This window comes from Mycolicibacterium novocastrense, from assembly GCF_001499835.1.
Classification (GTDB): Bacteria; Actinomycetota; Actinomycetes; order Mycobacteriales; family Mycobacteriaceae; genus Mycobacterium; species Mycobacterium novocastrense.
On record NZ_LQIH01000001.1, the window covers coordinates 401067 to 417318 of the forward strand.

The following is a 16252-nucleotide window of genomic DNA, read 5'->3' on the forward strand; positions in this document are numbered from 1 at the left end:
ATCGAGGACGTGCCTATGCGGACCACACTTCGTCATCTCGCACCGGTGATCGCTGCCGGCGGTATCGTCGCGGCGCTCGCTGCGGCCGCGCCGGCCGTTGCCGAACCGGCTCCGAACCCGAACCCGACCCTGCCGCAGTGCGTCGACACCGGCGGCGCCCAAGCCATCGGCGGATCCACCACCGAGTGCGTGACGCCGGGCAACGTCTCCATCAACGCGACTCCCGCCGAACAGGAGTATGTCGGCCCTTGGGGCAGCATGTGGGAGGGCGACGGCTTCTTCTTCCCGTGATCGTGCGGGACTGACTCACAACGTTTTTCGCAGCGCTCGCTATTTGCGTGACCGCTGACCAGAAGTGCCCCTGGCCGAGGAGGCCGATCATGAAGGCCCGATTCCGTTATCTCACAGCGGCTCTCGCGGCGGGCATCATCGGTGTGCTGACTCTCGTCGCACCCGTCGCCGGCGCCGCGCCGCAGTGCACCAACATCGGTCCCAACACCACGCAGTGCCAGACCAACGGAAGCTCGCAGATCGTCACGTCACCGTCGGTGCAGACCAGCCCGTACTGGGGCTGGCCATGGGGCGGCGGCCTCATCATCGGGCTCGGCGGCGGGCACAAGTAGCCCCACCCGCCACTGAAGCCCGGGGTTTCGGCTACCCTAACTTTTCTATTCGCGGTTCCGGATAGAGAGGGGTGGGGTGGGCCAGGGCACCGAGGTGAAGGCGCGCCGCAATTGGCTGCTGCTCGGACCGGCGTTCGTGGCTGCCATCGCCTACGTCGACCCCGGCAACGTCGCCGCCAACGTCAGCGCCGGCGCCCAGTTCGGCTTCCTGCTGATCTGGGTGATCGTGGCGGCCAACGCGATGGCCTGCATCGTGCAGTACCTCTCGGCCAAGCTCGGCCTGGTGACCGGCATGTCGTTGCCGGAGGCGGTCGGTGGCCGGATGCGCCGCCGTACCCGGCTGACCTACTGGCTGCAAGCCGAAATGGTCGCGATGGCAACCGATCTCGCTGAGGTCGTCGGTGGTGCGATCGCGCTGTACCTGCTGTTCGACCTCCCGCTGCTCACCGGCGGCATCATCACCGGCGTCGTCTCGCTGGTTCTGCTGATGGTCAAAGACCGTCACGGCCAGAACTCGTTCGAACGTGTCATCACCGGGCTCCTGGCGGTCATCGCGGTCGGCTTCCTCGCCAGCCTGTTCGTCGCTCCTCCTCCGCTCGACGAGGCGGCGACGGGGCTGGTGCCCAGATTCGCGGGCACCGAGAGCGTGCTGATCGCGGCGGCGATGCTGGGCGCGACCGTGATGCCGCACGCGGTGTATCTGCATTCGGGGCTGGCCCGGGACCGGCACGGCCACCCCGAACCCGGGCCGATGCGGCGGTTGCTGCTGCGCGTCACGCGCTGGGACGTCGGCATCGCGATGGTGATCGCCGGCGCGGTCAACCTGTCGATGGTGTTGGTCGCCGCGACGAACCTGCGGGGTCAGGCCAACACCGATTCGATCGAGGGCGCGCACGCCGCGGTCGGCGAGACCCTGGGGCCGACGATCGCGCTGCTGTTCGCGATCGGCCTGCTCGCCTCCGGGTTGGCGTCGTCGTCGGTCGGCGCGTACGCCGGAGCGATGATCATGCAGGGCCTGCTGCACCGCTCCGTTCCGCTGGTGCTGCGCCGCCTCATCACGCTGTTGCCCGCGCTGGCGGTTCTGGCGATCGGCCTGGATCCCAGCCGGGCGCTGGTGTTGTCGCAGGTGGTGCTGTCGTTCGGGATACCGTTCGCGCTGATCCCGCTCGTGCGGCTGACCAGCGACCGGACCCTGATGGGCGACGACGTCAACCACCGGGTGACGACGGCTGTCGGGTGGGTGATCGCCGGCCTGATTACTCTTTTGAACGTGGTGTTGATCTACCTGACGCTGACGGGTTGATGCACGCCTACTTCGCCTACGGCTCGAACCTCAACGTCGCGCAGATGGCGTTGCGGTGTCCCGACGCGGCCCACCCGCGGCCGGCGATGCTGACCGACCACGACTGGCTGATCAACGAGCGCGGTGTCGCCACGGTCGAACCGTTCCACGGCTCCGAAGTGCACGGCGTGCTGTGGCAACTCAACGACCGCGATCTGGCGGTGCTCGACAGCGCCGAAGGCGTTCCGGTGCGTTACCGCCGCGACCGGCTCACCGTGCACACCGACGACGGGCCCGCCGAGGCATGGGTGTACATCGACCATCGCGTCGAACCAGGCCCGCCGCGACCGGGTTACCTCGAGCGCATCATCGACGGCGCCCTGCACCACGGCCTGCCACCCCGCTGGGTCGATTTCCTCAAGCGGTGGGATCCGGCGCACTGGCCGGGGCGCTCCGGCCAATCGGATATCCCTGCCCCGCAGTCGCTTTCGGAGCTCCTGGCGCAGCCGGGCATCGTCGAGGACCGAATCCTGCGCTCGCGCTTCGGGTTTCTGGCCATCCACGGCGGCGGCCTCGAGCAGATGACCGATGTGATCGCCGAACGTGCCGCCGACGCCGCGGGCGCCTCGCTGTACACGGTGCGCCATCCCGACCACTATCCGCACCATCTGCCCTCGGCGATGTACCTGGCGCGGGAGTCCGTGCGCCTCGCGGAGTTCCTCGACCACGTCGACGTCGCCGTGTCACTGCACGGGTACGGCCGCATCGGTCGCAGCACACAGTTGCTCGCCGGCGGCCGCAACAGCGCACTCGCCGAGCACCTCGCCAAACAGGTCGAAGTGCCCGGCTATCAAGTCATCACCGATCTCGACGCGATCCCGCGGGAACTGCGGGGGCTGCACCCCGACAATCCCGTCAACCGCGTCCGCGGAGGTGGCGCGCAACTCGAGTTGACGCCGAGGGTGCGCGGCATCAGCCCGCGCAGCCAGCTACCGGGTGACGACGGCCTGACCCCCGCGACCTCCGCGCTGATCCACGGGCTCGTCGCCACCGCACATTCCTGGGAACTCCGCTCCACCTGAGCACCCATCCGCCTCGCGTGTGGCTCCGAATACCGCTATGTGGATGGCTCGTACCTGTACCGCACCCGGACGGCGCACCTGCGTCGTGCGCCGGTGTACCACCATTTCGAGCATCACGGATACAGCTGGCTGGTCGACGTCGACCGGCTCCCCAGGGTGCCGTGGTGGCTGCGTCCCTTCGCGCGCTTCGACGCCCGCGACCACCTCGACGGTGCGCCGGGGGACTCGCTGCGGCAGCGCATCGACGCGTTCCTGTTAAACCGCGGCGTCGACCTGGGCGGCGGGCGGGTCACCGCGCTGCTGCAGGCCCGGGTGGCCGGCTACGCGTTCAACCCGGTGACGCTGTACTGGTGCCACGACTCGGCGGGCGTCGTACGCCACATCGTCATGGAGATGCACAACCGCCGCGGTGAACGCCATGCGTACCTGCTGCCGCCGAGCCCCGACGGGACGTCGATGGCACCGAAGAAGCTGCGGGTGTCGCCGTTCAACGGCGCCGACGGCCACTACTTGGTGCGCGCGCCGCACCCCGACGACGAGGTGAACGTGACCGTATCCCTGCACCGCGGCAACGGCCCGGCATTCATTGCCACCGTGCGTGGCACACGCAGGCACGCGGGCGTCGCCGAGGTGCTGCTGATGCAGGCGAAGGCCCCGCTCGCGCCGCTGATGACCGCGCTGGAGTACCGGCTCCAGCACCTCACGCTGTGGCTGCGGCGGGTGCCCGTGGTACGCGATACCGAAGTGGTGGGCGAAACCGTCGCTCCGACAGAGGTTTTCGCCGGCAACGTGGCCAGATCGCGATATTCATGACGGTGTCCACGCGGGTGGCTAGGCTACCGCTGGTGACCACGGACCTCGACGAACTGCTTCGCCAGGTTGCCGAGGAGGACGTCGAGGCTTTCGCCACCTTCTACGATCGCACCCGTGCGCGGGTGTACGGCCTGGTGACCCGGGTGCTGCGCGATCCCGGGTACAGCGAGGAGACGACGCAGGAGGTCTACCTGCAGGTGTGGCGCACCGCGGGAAGTTACGACCCCTCGGCGGGTTCCCCGCTGGCGTGGCTGATGACACTCGCACACCGCCGCGCGGTCGACCGGGTGCGGTCCGAGCAGGCGGCGACGCAGCGGGAGGACCGCTACGGCGCGACCACCGTCGAAGCGCCCGCCGATCACGTCGTCGACTCGGTGATCATGCGCGACGAGCGCCGCCAGGTCGCCAACTGCCTGGGATCGCTCACGGACGTCCAGCGGGAGTGCATCCAGCTGGCTTACTACGACGGGCTGACCTACGCCCAGGTCTCCGAACGACTGTCGGCGAATCTCGCCACGATCAAATCGCGGATGCGCGACGGCCTCCGCGGTCTCCGCAAGTGCTTGGGGATGGCATGACCGAGCCCATGGATTCCGACCTCGGCGCCCTCGCGGCGCCCTACGCCCTGGACGCGATCTCCGACTCCGAACGCGAGGAGGTCGACCGCCGCCTCGCGGCCGCTCCGCCCGCCGTCGCGCAGGCGTTCGCCGAGGAGGTGCGCAACGTCCGCGAGGCCATGGCGGTGGTGTCGGCCGCCACCGCGACCGAACCGCCCCCGCAGCTTCGCGAGCGCCTGCTGGCCGAGATCGGTGGCGAGCGAGTCGAGCCGGTACGCCAGTTGCGGCCGCGGCCGACGCGCTGGCAGAAGGCCGCGTTGGCCGCTGCCGCCGTGGTCGTGGTCGGCGCGGGCGCCCTGGGCGTCGGTCTCGCGCTGCGACCGGCCGACACACCCTCGACCGCCGAGCAGGTGTTCGCAGCGCCCGATGTGCGCACCGTCTCGGGCGAGATTCCGGGCGGCGGCACCGCGACCGTGGTGTTCTCCCGCGAGAAGGATGCCGGGGTGCTGGTGATGAACAACGTCACCCCGCCGCAACCCGGCACCGTCTACCAGATGTGGCTCGTCGACGCCGAGGGCCCGCATCCCGCGGGCACCATGGACGCGCAGGCCGTTGCCCCGTCGACCACCGCCGTGCTGCCCGACCTCGGCGACTCGAGCACGCTGGCCTTCACCATCGAACCGCCGGGCGGTTCGGCGGAGCCGACCAGCGCGCCGTTCGCCGAGCTGCCCCTGGCCTAGGTGCCCGCCATCGTCGCCTCGGCCGCCTCCGCCAGGACATCGCGCACGTCCCGGCGGCGCTGCCACGCCCGCCGCTGCCGGATGGCGCCGTTGCCGTGTTCGGTGACGCGGCGCAACTCGTCGAACACCAGGTCGTAGTCACCCACGGCTTCGAGCGCAGGCCGTACGTGCTCGACGAGGCGGTCCAGCAACTCGCGGGCGGGCACGCGTTGGTGGCTCTCCAGCAAGTCGACCGCATCGCCGTCGAGGCCGTCGCGCGCGGACTTCCAGTACGCGGCCTTGAGCGCATGCGCGGCGAGCGGCGGCGTGGGCTCGCCGCGCCGCTCGTCCTGCAACGCCGTCATCACCGCGGCCCGGGTCAACGCGGCCAGCAGCACGGTCTCGGCCACCGTCGCGGGCACGTCGGCGACGCGCACCTCGATCGTCGGGAAGTTCTTCGACGGGCGCACGTCCCAATAGACCATGCCGTCGTCACGCATCGCGCCGGCCTGTTGCAGCATCGTCACGACGGCGTCGTACTCGTCGACGGAGTCGAAGTGCGGCGGTGGGCCCGCACTGGGCCACCGCGCCCACAGCACGCTGCGCCAGCTGGCGTAGCCGGTGTCGGAGTTGCGGTAGATCGCCGAGTTCGCGCTCAACGCCAGCAGGGTGGGCAGCCATGGTCGCAGCCGGTTGCTGACGCGGATCGCGGCTTCGCGGCTGGGCACCGCCACGTGCACGTGGCAGCCGCAGATCCCCTGCTCGTGAGCGATCATGCCGAACTTCTCGCCGATCTCCCGGTACCGCGGGGTGTCGGTGATCGGAAACTCCCGCGGAAGCGTGGGCGGCAGCCCGACCGCCAGCAGCCGTGCGCCGGCGGCGTCCGCGGCCTCGGCGGAGAGCCGGCGCAGCCGCAGCAGTTGGTCGCGCAGTTCGCGGGTCGAGCCGACCACTTCGCTGGTGGTCTCGACCTGGCAGGTGGTCAGTTCGAGTTGCAGTTTCACCCCACGGTCGGCGGCCTCGCGGGCGACGGCCTCGTTGAGCGCGACCGGTTCCCCGCTCGTGGGGTCAACGAGCAGGAACTCTTCTTCGACGCCGATCGTGGGGTGCGTGGCCATGGGCAGAAATATTGATCCGGCCCGTCGGATGGTTCACGACGGGCCGGATCGGGGCAACAAGTCCTTCGGCTAGTGGGACTCCGGGAGGTCGGAGTCGGCGTGAGATTTATTGCCCCGAGCGTGTGTGCGCCAAACATTCCTTTGTCGACCTGCGACCCTCCTACGATCGATCCGTGACCAAACCGTTCCGGTTCGGCGTCGGACTGCAGGCCGCGCGCCGTCAGAAGTCGGTGCAGGAGTGGGCGCGCCGCGCCGAAGACATGGGCTACGACATCGTCCACGTCGCCGACCACCTCTACACCACCGCGCCGTTCCCGATGATGACGGCGATGGCGATGGCGACCGAGCGGCTCCGCGTGGGCACGTTCGTGCTCAACGCCGGCTTCTACCGGCCCGCACTGCTCGCGCGCGAGGTGACCACACTGCGTGACCTCAGCGGCGGGCGCTTCGACCTCGGCCTGGGCGCCGGCTATGTCAAGGAGGAGTTCGAACAAGCCGAGCTGCCGTATCCCACGGCCGGCCAGCGCGTGGACTGGCTGCGCCACGTCACCGAGCACATGACCGAGCACGCACCCGATGTGCCGATCCTCATCGCGGGCAACGGTGACAAGCTGTTGACGCTGGCCGCGCAGCGCGCCGACATCATCGGGCTGACGGGCGGCGCCCCGATCACCGCGACCTCCGATCCGCTCGCCGACCGCATCGGATTCGTTCGCCAAGCGGCCGGCGACCGGTTCGACGACCTCGAGCTCAACCTCGCCGTCACGGCCATGCCGACCGACGATTCCGGTGAGCCCGATCTGTCGATCACCCGGCGATTCCTGCCCCATCTGTCAGAAAAGGAACTGCTGGCGACTCCCGCGGTGCTGTCGGGGTCGACGAGCGAGATCGCCGACACACTGCGCGGTTACCGCGAGACGTATGGGATCAGCTACATCACGGTCCAGCAGCTGCATGCCGAGCCGTTCGCCAAGGTAATCGCCGAGCTATAACGGTTGCGCCGCAGCGGTATCGGCCGACCGCACCACGAAGTCCGACCACTCCGGTTCCCGCACCGCGTCGTGGTATTCGTAGAGCTTCCAGGGGCTGACGGTGTGGATCTCGCCGCGGGCGTTCTTGAAATAGGAATGCTTGATCGACGGGTGCGCCCAGACCGTCAGCTTGATCGCCTCCTGTGACCGGCGGCGCCAGTCGTCGGTGGCGTCGGCCTTCGGTTCGATCGAGTGCAACCCGTCGGCCAGGGCGCGCAGGCACTGGCCGATGTAGCGCATCTGCAATTCGGAATTGAAGATGAGGCTGCCGCCGTGCGCCAAATGCGTGCCGGGGCCGTAGGTGAGGAAGAAGTTCGGGAAGCCCGGAACCATGATCCCTCGGTACGCGTACGGCCGGTCCCCCCAGACGTCGCGCAGATCGATCGGGTTGCCGTCGCCGTCGCGGCCGGTGATCCGCAGCGGCCACAGCACCTCGGTGGCGCGAAAACCCGTGGCGTACACGATGACATCGGCGCGCCGTTCGCGGCCGTCTGCGGTCACCACGCCCGTCGGCGTGATCCGCTCGATCGGCGTGCGGACCAACTCGACATTGTCGCGGCGCAGGGTACGCAACCAGGTGCCGTCGTCCTGCAGCGTGCGTTTACCCGTCGCGGGGTAGTCGGGCAGGACCTTGGCGAGCAGTTCTTCGTCGCCCTCGACCTGGGTGGTGATCCAGTCGGTGAACATGATCCTCGCGGCGGCGTTCATGTCGCTGACCGCGTAATCACCTTGTTGATAGGCGGGATCGACGCGTGCGGCGTCCAGACCCTTGTCGGCGCCCGGCCACAACAACAGGAAGCGGTACCAGCGGCTGTAGAACGGCAGATGTTCCATCGCCCAGCGGGTGCCGTCGCCGACTTCCTTGTGGTACATCGGATTCGGGAACATCCACTGGGCGGTGCGCTGGTAGACGTCGAGATGCTCGACCCGGTCGGCGATCGCGGGCGCGATCTGGAATCCGCTTGCCCCGGCGCCGATCAGCGCGACACGCCGGCCGGTGACGTCGACGCCGTGGTTCCACGCGGCGGAGTGAAAGGCGGGGCCGCCGAACGTGTCCGCTCCCTCGATGTCGGGCACCTGCGGCCGGTTGAGTTGGCCGACCGCGCTGATGATCGCGCGGACGGTGACCCTCGAGACACGGCCGTTCTTGGCGCGCAGGGCGACGGTCCAGGTACCCGACGCGTCGTCCCATTCGGCCGAGACCACCTCGGTCTCCCACCGCACGTGTTCGCCGATACCGTGTTTGTCCATCACGTCGACGAAGTACTGCCGCAGCTCCGGTTGCTCGGCGAAGTAGTGGCTCCAGTTGTTGCTGGGTTCGAAGCTGTAGCAGTAGAAGTGGTTGGCCACGTCGACACGGGCCCCCGGATAGCTGTTCTCCCACCAGGTTCCGCCGGGACCGGCGTTCTTCTCCACCACGGTGAACGGCAGACCGGCCTGCTTGAGCCGGATGGCGGCGAGCAGTCCGGACTCACCGCAGCCGATGACGAGCACGGGTAGCGTTGCCGCCGCGTCCGGATCGATGGGTTCGGGCTTGCGCGGATCGGCGCCGTCGAGGTCGAGTTCCTCGGTAAGCAGCGGCAGGTACTCCTCGCCGACGGATTCGCATGCGGCCCAATCCATCATCTGTTTGACGACGGAGGCGCTCAGCGGTGCGGGTTCGGGGCAGCCGCGGTCGCGGTAGGCGGTGATCACCTCCAGCGCCTCGGCCCGCGCACGGGCCTTGTCCTCTTCGGACATGAAGCCCTGGACCTCGTTGAGGAACAACCCGGCCTGGGCGTAGTCGCGGATGAAGCGGGTGTCGCCGGTGATGTGCACGAGGCTGAGCAACAGCGTCGGGACGCTGACGTCTTCGAGCGCCCGCTGGATCTCTGCGGTGGGCGTTGTGAACGGCGTGCCCGCGTAGCGACTGCGCACGAGACCTCCTCCTGACCGCGACGGCCGCATGCAATTACGGAACTTACAGTAGCGTAATCGACGCCGGACTCCGGCAGTGACGTTTGATTCGCGGCCGTCGGTCAGCCGGTAAGCTCCCAGCGGTCCGCCCTCGTAGCTCAGGGGATAGAGCACGGCTCTCCTAAAGCCGGTGTCGCAGGTTCGAATCCTGCCGGGGGCACTTTGTATTTTCGCAGCTCAGAGGTGGTATTCGACCGTCAGGTCAGCGGTGCAGACCACGTCAGGATGGTTCCGCCGCCCGGGGCGCCCTCGACGGTGAGCCGCCCACAAACCTCCTCGGCGCGGGCGCGCAGGTTGGCCAACCCGCTGGGCGTCACGTCGGCGGCGATACCACAACCGTTGTCGACGACCTCGATACGCAGATCGTCTGCGACGGTCACGCCGATCTGCAACGCGGTGGCGTCCGCGTGCCGCACGGCGTTGCTGACCGCCTCGCGCACCACCGCTTCCGCGTGCTCGGCGAGTTTGTCGTTGACGACCGACAGCGGACCCGAGAATTTCGTCGTGGTGCGCATGTTCGGGTCGGCGAACTGATCGATCGCCTCGTCGAGCCGCTGTCGGAGGGTGACGCCCGGTCGCGAGTTGTGCAGGTCGAAAATCGCCGTCCGGATCTCTTGGATGACTTCCTGGAGGTCGTCGACGCAGCCGGTGAGCCGCTCCTGCACCTCCGGGGTGCGCGCCCGCGGGATCGTCCCCTGCAACGCCAGCCCGACGGCGAACAGTCGCTGGATGACATGGTCGTGCAGATCGCGGGCAATGCGGTCCCGGTCGGTCAGTATGTCGAGTTCTCGCATCTGCCGTTGCGTGCTCGCCGACTGCCATGCCAAGGCCGCCTGATCGGCGAACGCGGCCATCATGTCCATGTTCTCGTCGCTGAAGGGCGGCGCCCCGACGGGCCGGAGGGCAACCAGAACTCCCGCGACGTCATCGACTGCGCGCAGCGGTAACAGGAGCGCGGGGCCCGTTCCGCCTTCACCCGCACCGAGGCCCAGACCGTCGAACCGCATCGGCGTGCGCCCAGTGAACGCGTCACCAACGGGGCTGCCTACGACAGGAACCGACTCCACATCCAGGGCGGTCTCCCCCGCGGCCGCCGCGACGACGAGCTCGGTCGCTTCCATCGGCGGCAAATCGCTGTCCTCCGGAACGAACACCGCGGTCAGAGTGGCTCCGCTGAGCTGACGTGATTTCTCGGCGACCAACCGGAACACCCTTGCCGGATCGGCGCCCGAGAGCAGCTCGGTGCCGATGTCGCGGGTGGCCTCGATCCACGACTGCCGGTCCTTGGCCTGCTGGTAGAGCCGGGCGTTCTCGATGGCGATCCCGGCGGCCGCGGCGAGCGCCTGGACGAGGACCTCGTCGTCCTCGCTGAACGGCTGCCCACCCGCCTTCTCGGTCAGGTAGAGGTTGCCGAAGACCTCGTCGCGGATTCGGATCGGCACGCCGAGGAAGGTGACCATCGGGGGATGGTTCGGCGGAAATCCAACGGACACGGCGTGGTGCGCGATGTTGTCGAGCCGAATCGTCTTCGGGTCGTCGAGAAGGAGCCCGAGGACGCCGCGCCCCTCCGGCAGGTGGCCGATCGCCGCCCGCGTTTCGTCATCGATGCCCTCGTAGACGAACTCGACGAGGTCGTGGCCACGCCCGCGCACGCCCAGCGCCCCGTAACGGGCGTCGACCAGCTCGATTGCGGTGTGAACGATCGTCTTGAGTGTCTGGTCGAGTTCCAGCCCGGACGTCACGACGAGCATGGCGTCGAGTAACCCCTCGAGGCGATCGCGTCCTTCGACGATCTCCTCGACGCGGTCCTGGACTTCCGAGAGCAACTCGCGAAGTCGCAACTGGGACAAGGTGTCCCGGAGCGGACGCTCGCCGGCGTCGCTCCCGGACCGGTCTCTGTCGGTCACCGCTCTGCCGTTCCGCTCCTGTTCGACGATCACCATCCCGCAGGGGCCGATGCTACGCGTCCGGCGTGGATCGCACGCAAACTTGGTGGTGAAGCTTCAAGCCGCGTAGCGGTCGGCGAAGAGACGAAAGTTCCCGCGATACCGACCAAGCTCGGTGACGCCGGCGCCGCTGGAGCGGGCACCTGCCGGAGCCGACGGCATCATTTGGCGGGTTTCACCACCGTCGCGGACCACACCCGGCTGCGCCTCGGCTACCCCGGTGCGCGAATGTTCGCTGACGCCAGGGGTATTCATCGCGCGGCGATGGACAACACCCCGATATTCAGTCGCGGACCGCTTCGCTCTCACCGCTGATCTGGAGGGGCTCGGGCACTACCTCGAAGAACCGCTCGACGTCGGCGCGGGTGCAGGCCGCCGTTCCGGGCATCAGCAGCTTGGCGGTTGCGGCGGCGATGCCGAACCGCACCGACTCGACGAGCGGCCAGGCCCGGGTCAAGCCAACCGTCATACCCGCGACCATCGCATCACCCGCCCCCACGCTGCTGACCGCCTGAACGGGCAGGGGTGGGAACCGATAGCCGTCATGAGGTGTCACCAGCAGCGCTCCCTCCGCGCCCAGCGAAACCACGACCGCCTGTGTGACTCCGTTCTCGATGAGGCCCTGAGCCGCCGCCAACTGTTCGGATTCGGTCTCGAGCGGAAGGCCCACACATTCACGGAGTTCACGCACGCTGGGCTTCATCACGAACACTCCCGACTTCACGTGACGCAGTCCCCCGCCCCACGTGTCGAGGATCAGCAGGACACCGAGCTCTCGGCAGAGGCCTGCGACCCGCTCGAAGAAGTCGGCAGGCACACCAGGTGGGAGGCTGCCGCTGGCGACGACGAATTCCGCCGACGCCGCCGCCGATGCCAACTCATCCAGGCACCGATCCTGCTCGCCAGGGTCGAGCCGCGGGCCGGGGAACACGAACCGGAACTGGTTTCCGGTACTGCGTTCGTTGACCGTGAAGCTCTCCCGCGTAGCGTTCGCGATCGGGACGCGTCGTGCCGGGACGTCGGCCTGGTCGACCAGTTCTGAAACCATTGCACCCGTCGGTCCTCCCGCGGGATAGACCGCCGTCACCGACTCGCCGAGCGCCCGAACGAAGCGCGCCACGTTGACACCACCGCCGCCCGGGTCGTACCGGGCTCCTTCACACCGGACCTTGTCGGTGTGGCGCACGATGTCGGCATCGATGGTCACGTCCAGTGCCGGGTTCATCGCCAGGGTGACGATCATCGGCCTGGCATCGGCAGAGGATTCGGGCGCCCCTCGGTGCTCCGTCGGCTCGAAATCGGGCGGTGATGCAACCGCCCGAGGCTCTTCGGGCATTGGGTGACCGTACCCGTCACGCACAGCCGGCCACGCTGGATGAAGACGCCATGCCCACCGCCGACGGTTGCTCGTCGAATTCGACGGTGCCGCCGGCACACAGGATGTGCGTCTCGCCACGGCATTCCACCAGCACGGGTGCGGCATCGCCGGGTTCGGCGCTCAGCGTGGCGCTTCGGCCGAAGACCCCCAGTCGCAGCCGGTGCCCCCGATAGCGGAAGGTGAACTCCAGGTGTCCAAGCGATTTCGGCCACGACGGCCCCAGCGTGATGCGGTCGCGCCGGATCTCCAGCCCGGTGAAGCACCGCTGGAGGAGGTCGATGCTTCCCGCCATCGCGGCCAGGTGGATGCCCTCCGCCGTTGTGCCGCGCTGGATGTCGACGATGTCGGAAGCCAGCACATGCCCGAAGAACTGCATCGCCTGATGCCGGTTCCCCCGAGCCAATACCCACGCGTGCACGACGGCGCTCAACGTCGAACCGTGCGAGGTCCGCACCCGGTAGTACTCGATGGTTCTCGGGATCTGCTCAGGAGTGAAGCGATATCCGAGCCGGTCGAAGAGCTCGTAGAGTTCGTCGGCGGACAGCAGATAAAAGAGCATCAGGGCATCGGCCTGTTTGCATGCCCGATAGTTGTTGACGCTGTCGTTCTCGGCCTCGAGGATGCGGTCGAGCCGCTGCATGTTGTCGTACCGGCTGCGGTAGTCCTCCCAGTCGAGTTCCTTGAGTTTTTCGTAGCCTTCGAATTGACTGATCACGCCGTCGTGGAAGGGCACGAACATCCGCCGGCTGACATCTTCCCAGAGCGCGAGGTCCGCGTCGCTGATGCCGAGCGTTTCCAGCAATGCGAGCCGGTAATACAGCGGGATCCGTTCGAGGGCTTCCAGGGCCCTCATGATCACCCAGACCGCCATGACATTGGTATAGGCGTTGTTGTCGATCCCGTCGTATTCCCTTCCGGGATAACCGGAATGGAACTCGTCGGGCCCGATGACCCCGCAGATCACATAGCGTTGCCTGGTCGAGTCGTATTCGGCCATGCTGACCCAGAACCTCGCGATATCGGCGAGCATCTCGGCGCCGTAGTCGATCAGGAATCCGATGTCGCCGGTGACCTCGTAGTGCTGCCACACGTTGTAGGCGATGGCAAGCCCGATGTGGTGAGCGCGAGCGCTCGCATCCGGGTTCCACCGGCCGGACCGGGGATTGAGGTGCAGCCGTTGACTTTCCTCACGTCCGTCGCTTCCGGACTGCCACGGATACATGGCACCGGCATGACCCGCCTCGGCGGCGGCCAGGCGGGCCTCGGGTAGGCGACGGTAGCGGTACATCAACAGCGATCGGGTGACCTTGGGCAGTCGCATGTTCGTCACCGGGAAGACGAACAGCTCGTCCCAGAACACGTGTCCCCGGTACGCCTCACCGTGCAGCCCACGAGCCGGGACGCCGACGTCCAGGTCGGCGGTATGGGGAGACAGTGTCTGCATCAGGTGGAGTTGGTGCAGGCGCACGATGCGACGCAGGTCCGCATCCGCACCCATCTCGATGTTGAATCGCTCCCACAGGTGTGCCCACGCCAGTTGGTGTCCGCGTTCGAGTTCGGCGTATCCACCGATCCGGCGCAGTTCACGTTCGGCAGCCGAAACCGGACCGGAGATTCCGTGGTCACGGCTCGTGTACAGCGTCACCACCTCTTCGAGCGTGACCGCTTGTCCCGCACTGACATCGAGGGCGATTTCACGTCCCACCTGCATTGGATCGTCGACAAGGCGACGGGCGGATTCGAGGCCTTCGCTCTCGCCGCGCAGCGTGCTGCGCTTTGCGATGGCGACTTCGATGTTCGACTCGACGGTCCGCACCGCCAACAACACTGAGTCCTCGGACATCTCGCGCGTTTGGACGACGTTGACGTGGCGCGACGACAGTTCGCGGTAGCGCTCGACTCCATGGTTCTGGATGTCGCCGTCGATCATGGTGCGAAACTCGAGCCGTCCGGACCAGTTGTCGGCCCGCACTGTGGTCTGGATGGCGGCGGCGTGGGAAAGGTGCATCGCCACGAACCTGCTCTGCGACACCCGGGTGGTCCGTCCGGCCCGGTCGGTGAACGTGAAGTCACGCCACAGCGTTGCCCCGCGCAGGTCGATCGAGACCAGGTACGAGGAGACGTCGACCTCGTCGATGTCCAGCCACGGTCCGTCGTCGATGCGGAAGGTCACCGGCAGCCAGTTCGGCAGGTTCACCAGGCTCTCGTTGTCGATCACCGATCCCGCCACCTCGTCGGTCAGGCGGTTGTAGACACCCGCGACGTACAGTCCCGGGTAGTGGAACTCCCCGGCAGCGCATTCCGGTGCCGCGCCCCGTACGGCCATGTAGCCGTTGCCCATGGTGCACAGCGCTTCTCGCAGCTTCTCGTCGGCTGGGTCGTAGCCGCCGAACGTCAACTTCCACGGATCATTGGCCGTATCCCGTTCTGCGGCCAACTGGTCGGTGAGCCGGCCGAGGAACCGACACACGTGCTCGGGCCCCTCCAGGGTGAACCGGGCCGCCGATCGCCTGTCCCCCGATTCGTCGCTGCGGACCGCGACGCCGATGCCCTTGTGGCGCACTGCGTCAAACGCATCTTCATCGGTCAGATCGTCACCGATGTAGATGGGTAGCAGCGGCCGCGAGCCGTCGACCTGATCGAGGATCCATTCCAGCGTCTTACCCTTGTCCCATCCGACGTCGGGCCGGAGTTCGATGACCTTGCGCCCGCCGCCGATTCGAAACTTGTGGTGTTGCCCCACTGTCCGTACCGCGGCGACCACCCGGTCAACCTGTTCGGGTTGGACGTTGCGGTAGTGCACGGCCACCGAGAACCGCTTGTTCTCGATCATGATCCCGTCCACACCGGTCAGCCGCTCACGGAGTTCTGCCGTCGCAGTGGCGAGCGTGCGAATCGCTTGTACCCCAGCCTCATTCTGATGATGCGAGCCGTCAGGGGCCACGAGCTCGAATCCGTGGCTGCCCGCGTACCAGAGGCCGGGAACACCGACCCGCGACCGGATGTCGTCCAGACTCCGGCCGCTGATCACCGCGACCGGGCAGCTGGCGGCCAGGGACGCCAACATCTCACCCGCTCCGGAGATCAGGGTCGCCGCGTCGGGATCGTTGACGATCTGGGAGATGGTTCCGTCGAAGTCCAGCAGTACCGCTGGTTGCCGGGTGTCGGCCAAGGGTGCGATCTGGCTGTACGACAGCAGTGCGTCGGCCGTGGCGGAAAGGCGTTTGTAGCCGTCGCGGACCGTCACCTCGACGAGATCGCCGACCACCACATCGGCACCGGCCCGAAGCAGCGCTGCACCGTCTCGGGCGGGGTCCACCCCGACGACCAGTCCGAATCCGCCGTCGCGTCCCGCCGTCACCCCCGCTACGTCGTCGTCGACGACGACGCAGCGCGCAGGAGCTACCCCGAGGCTTCGCGCCACGTGGTGCAGGACGTCACGGTGTCGGCCCTGCGAATTTTGGAGGGTCGGGTTCGAGGAAGGATCGATGCACATCGAGAACAGGTCGCCTGCTGCCGACCGGGCGACTGCGCTGCCATTGCCGCCCGACGAGACGACCGCGGTCGCGATATCGGCGGCCCTGAGGTGGCGCACCAACTTGACGGTGGACTCGGCCAGGGGCAAACGGTCGGCCGGTGTTTCGGCGGTATCGGCCACAACGCCGTCTAGGCCGAAGATCACCGCGTCGTGATAGCGCGGGTCAACGAACACCGGAAGCTTCATCGCCCCTCCTCCGAAGAGATCGT

The 16252-nt window shown here is 67.7% G+C and carries 13 protein-coding genes and 1 tRNA gene; 9 read left to right on the forward strand and 5 right to left on the reverse strand.

Annotated features, from left to right (window positions below; genetic code table 11):
* Positions 1–15: 15 nt before the first annotated feature.
* The 7 genes from AU072_RS02000 to AU072_RS02030 all read left to right on the forward strand — a co-directional run bounded on the left by AU072_RS02000 (position 16) and on the right by AU072_RS02030 (position 5097).
* Positions 16–291, forward strand: a complete 276-nt coding sequence (locus AU072_RS02000; RefSeq protein ID WP_064412161.1) for a hypothetical protein — start codon at positions 16–18, stop codon at positions 289–291.
* A gap of 89 nt (positions 292–380) precedes the next feature.
* Positions 381–623 carry a hypothetical protein gene (locus tag AU072_RS02005; RefSeq protein WP_064412162.1) on the forward strand — a complete coding sequence of 81 codons (243 nt, stop codon included), beginning with the start codon at positions 381–383 and terminating at the stop codon, positions 621–623.
* A 76-nt stretch (positions 624–699) separates the two neighbouring features.
* Positions 700–1926, forward strand: a complete 1227-nt coding sequence (locus AU072_RS02010; protein WP_064412163.1) for an Nramp family divalent metal transporter — start codon at positions 700–702, stop codon at positions 1924–1926.
* Positions 1926–2987 (forward strand): poly-gamma-glutamate hydrolase family protein, encoded by a 1062-nt coding sequence (locus AU072_RS02015; protein ID WP_064412164.1) that lies wholly within the window; start codon positions 1926–1928, stop codon positions 2985–2987. Before AU072_RS02010 ends, AU072_RS02015 begins: the two co-directional genes overlap by 1 nt.
* A gap of 39 nt (positions 2988–3026) precedes the next feature.
* Entirely contained in the window at positions 3027–3800 is a 774-nt protein-coding gene (locus AU072_RS02020; RefSeq protein WP_064412165.1) for a DUF1365 domain-containing protein, read from the forward strand.
* A complete protein-coding gene (locus tag AU072_RS02025; protein ID WP_064412166.1) occupies positions 3797–4378 on the forward strand; it encodes a sigma-70 family RNA polymerase sigma factor in 582 nt (193 codons plus the stop codon). Before AU072_RS02020 ends, AU072_RS02025 begins: the two co-directional genes overlap by 4 nt.
* Positions 4375–5097 (forward strand): anti-sigma factor, encoded by a 723-nt coding sequence (locus AU072_RS02030; protein ID WP_064412167.1) that lies wholly within the window; start codon positions 4375–4377, stop codon positions 5095–5097. Before AU072_RS02025 ends, AU072_RS02030 begins: the two co-directional genes overlap by 4 nt.
* On the opposite strand, the gene AU072_RS02035 is transcribed toward AU072_RS02030, so the two are convergent.
* Positions 5094–6194, reverse strand: a complete 1101-nt coding sequence (locus tag AU072_RS02035) for a glutamate--cysteine ligase 2 (protein WP_064412168.1) — start codon at positions 6192–6194, stop codon at positions 5094–5096. The two genes, AU072_RS02030 and AU072_RS02035, sit on opposite strands and share 4 nt — an antisense overlap.
* A 173-nt stretch (positions 6195–6367) precedes the next feature.
* Here AU072_RS02035 and AU072_RS02040 point away from each other — a divergent pair, with 173 nt between their 5' ends.
* Positions 6368–7186, forward strand: a complete 819-nt coding sequence (locus tag AU072_RS02040) for an LLM class F420-dependent oxidoreductase (protein ID WP_064412169.1) — start codon at positions 6368–6370, stop codon at positions 7184–7186.
* On the opposite strand, the gene AU072_RS02045 is transcribed toward AU072_RS02040, so the two are convergent.
* Positions 7181–9142 carry a flavin-containing monooxygenase gene (locus AU072_RS02045; RefSeq protein ID WP_064412170.1) on the reverse strand — a complete coding sequence of 654 codons (1962 nt, stop codon included), beginning with the start codon at positions 9140–9142 and terminating at the stop codon, positions 7181–7183. The genes AU072_RS02040 and AU072_RS02045 overlap by 6 nt on opposite strands.
* 126 nt (positions 9143–9268) lie before the next feature.
* Here AU072_RS02045 and AU072_RS02050 point away from each other — a divergent pair.
* Positions 9269–9341, forward strand: a tRNA-Arg gene (locus AU072_RS02050).
* Between the two features lie 37 nt (positions 9342–9378).
* Here AU072_RS02050 and AU072_RS02055 read toward each other — a convergent pair.
* From AU072_RS02055 to otsB, 3 genes are all read right to left on the reverse strand, one after another.
* Positions 9379–11124 carry a GAF domain-containing sensor histidine kinase gene (locus AU072_RS02055; protein WP_165595584.1) on the reverse strand — a complete coding sequence of 582 codons (1746 nt, stop codon included), beginning with the start codon at positions 11122–11124 and terminating at the stop codon, positions 9379–9381.
* 286 nt (positions 11125–11410) lie between these two features.
* A complete protein-coding gene (locus AU072_RS02060; protein WP_064412171.1) occupies positions 11411–12370 on the reverse strand; it encodes a 1-phosphofructokinase family hexose kinase in 960 nt (319 codons plus the stop codon).
* A gap of 109 nt (positions 12371–12479) precedes the next feature.
* Complete coding sequence (gene otsB, locus AU072_RS02065; protein WP_064412172.1) at positions 12480–16229, reverse strand: trehalose-phosphatase; 3750 nt, start codon at positions 16227–16229, stop codon at positions 12480–12482.
* Between the last annotated feature and the right edge of the window lie 23 nt (positions 16230–16252).

Bases quoted from the DNA above. Each gene is read 5' to 3' on its own strand.
- AU072_RS02055 (WP_165595584.1), bottom strand. From the start codon at position 11,124: ATGGTGATCGTCGAACAGGAGCGGAACGGCAGAGCGGTGACCGACAGA.
- AU072_RS02030 (WP_064412167.1), top strand. From the start codon at position 4,375: ATGACCGAGCCCATGGATTCCGACCTCGGCGCCCTCGCGGCGCCCTAC.
- otsB (WP_064412172.1), bottom strand. From the start codon at position 16,229: ATGAAGCTTCCGGTGTTCGTTGACCCGCGCTATCACGACGCGGTGATC.
- AU072_RS02015 (WP_064412164.1), top strand. From the start codon at position 1,926: ATGCACGCCTACTTCGCCTACGGCTCGAACCTCAACGTCGCGCAGATG.
- AU072_RS02035 (WP_064412168.1), bottom strand. From the start codon at position 6,194: ATGGCCACGCACCCCACGATCGGCGTCGAAGAAGAGTTCCTGCTCGTT.
- AU072_RS02000 (WP_064412161.1), top strand. From the start codon at position 16: ATGCGGACCACACTTCGTCATCTCGCACCGGTGATCGCTGCCGGCGGT.
- AU072_RS02060 (WP_064412171.1), bottom strand. From the start codon at position 12,370: ATGATCGTCACCCTGGCGATGAACCCGGCACTGGACGTGACCATCGAT.
- AU072_RS02025 (WP_064412166.1), top strand. From the start codon at position 3,797: ATGACGGTGTCCACGCGGGTGGCTAGGCTACCGCTGGTGACCACGGAC.
- AU072_RS02005 (WP_064412162.1), top strand. From the start codon at position 381: ATGAAGGCCCGATTCCGTTATCTCACAGCGGCTCTCGCGGCGGGCATC.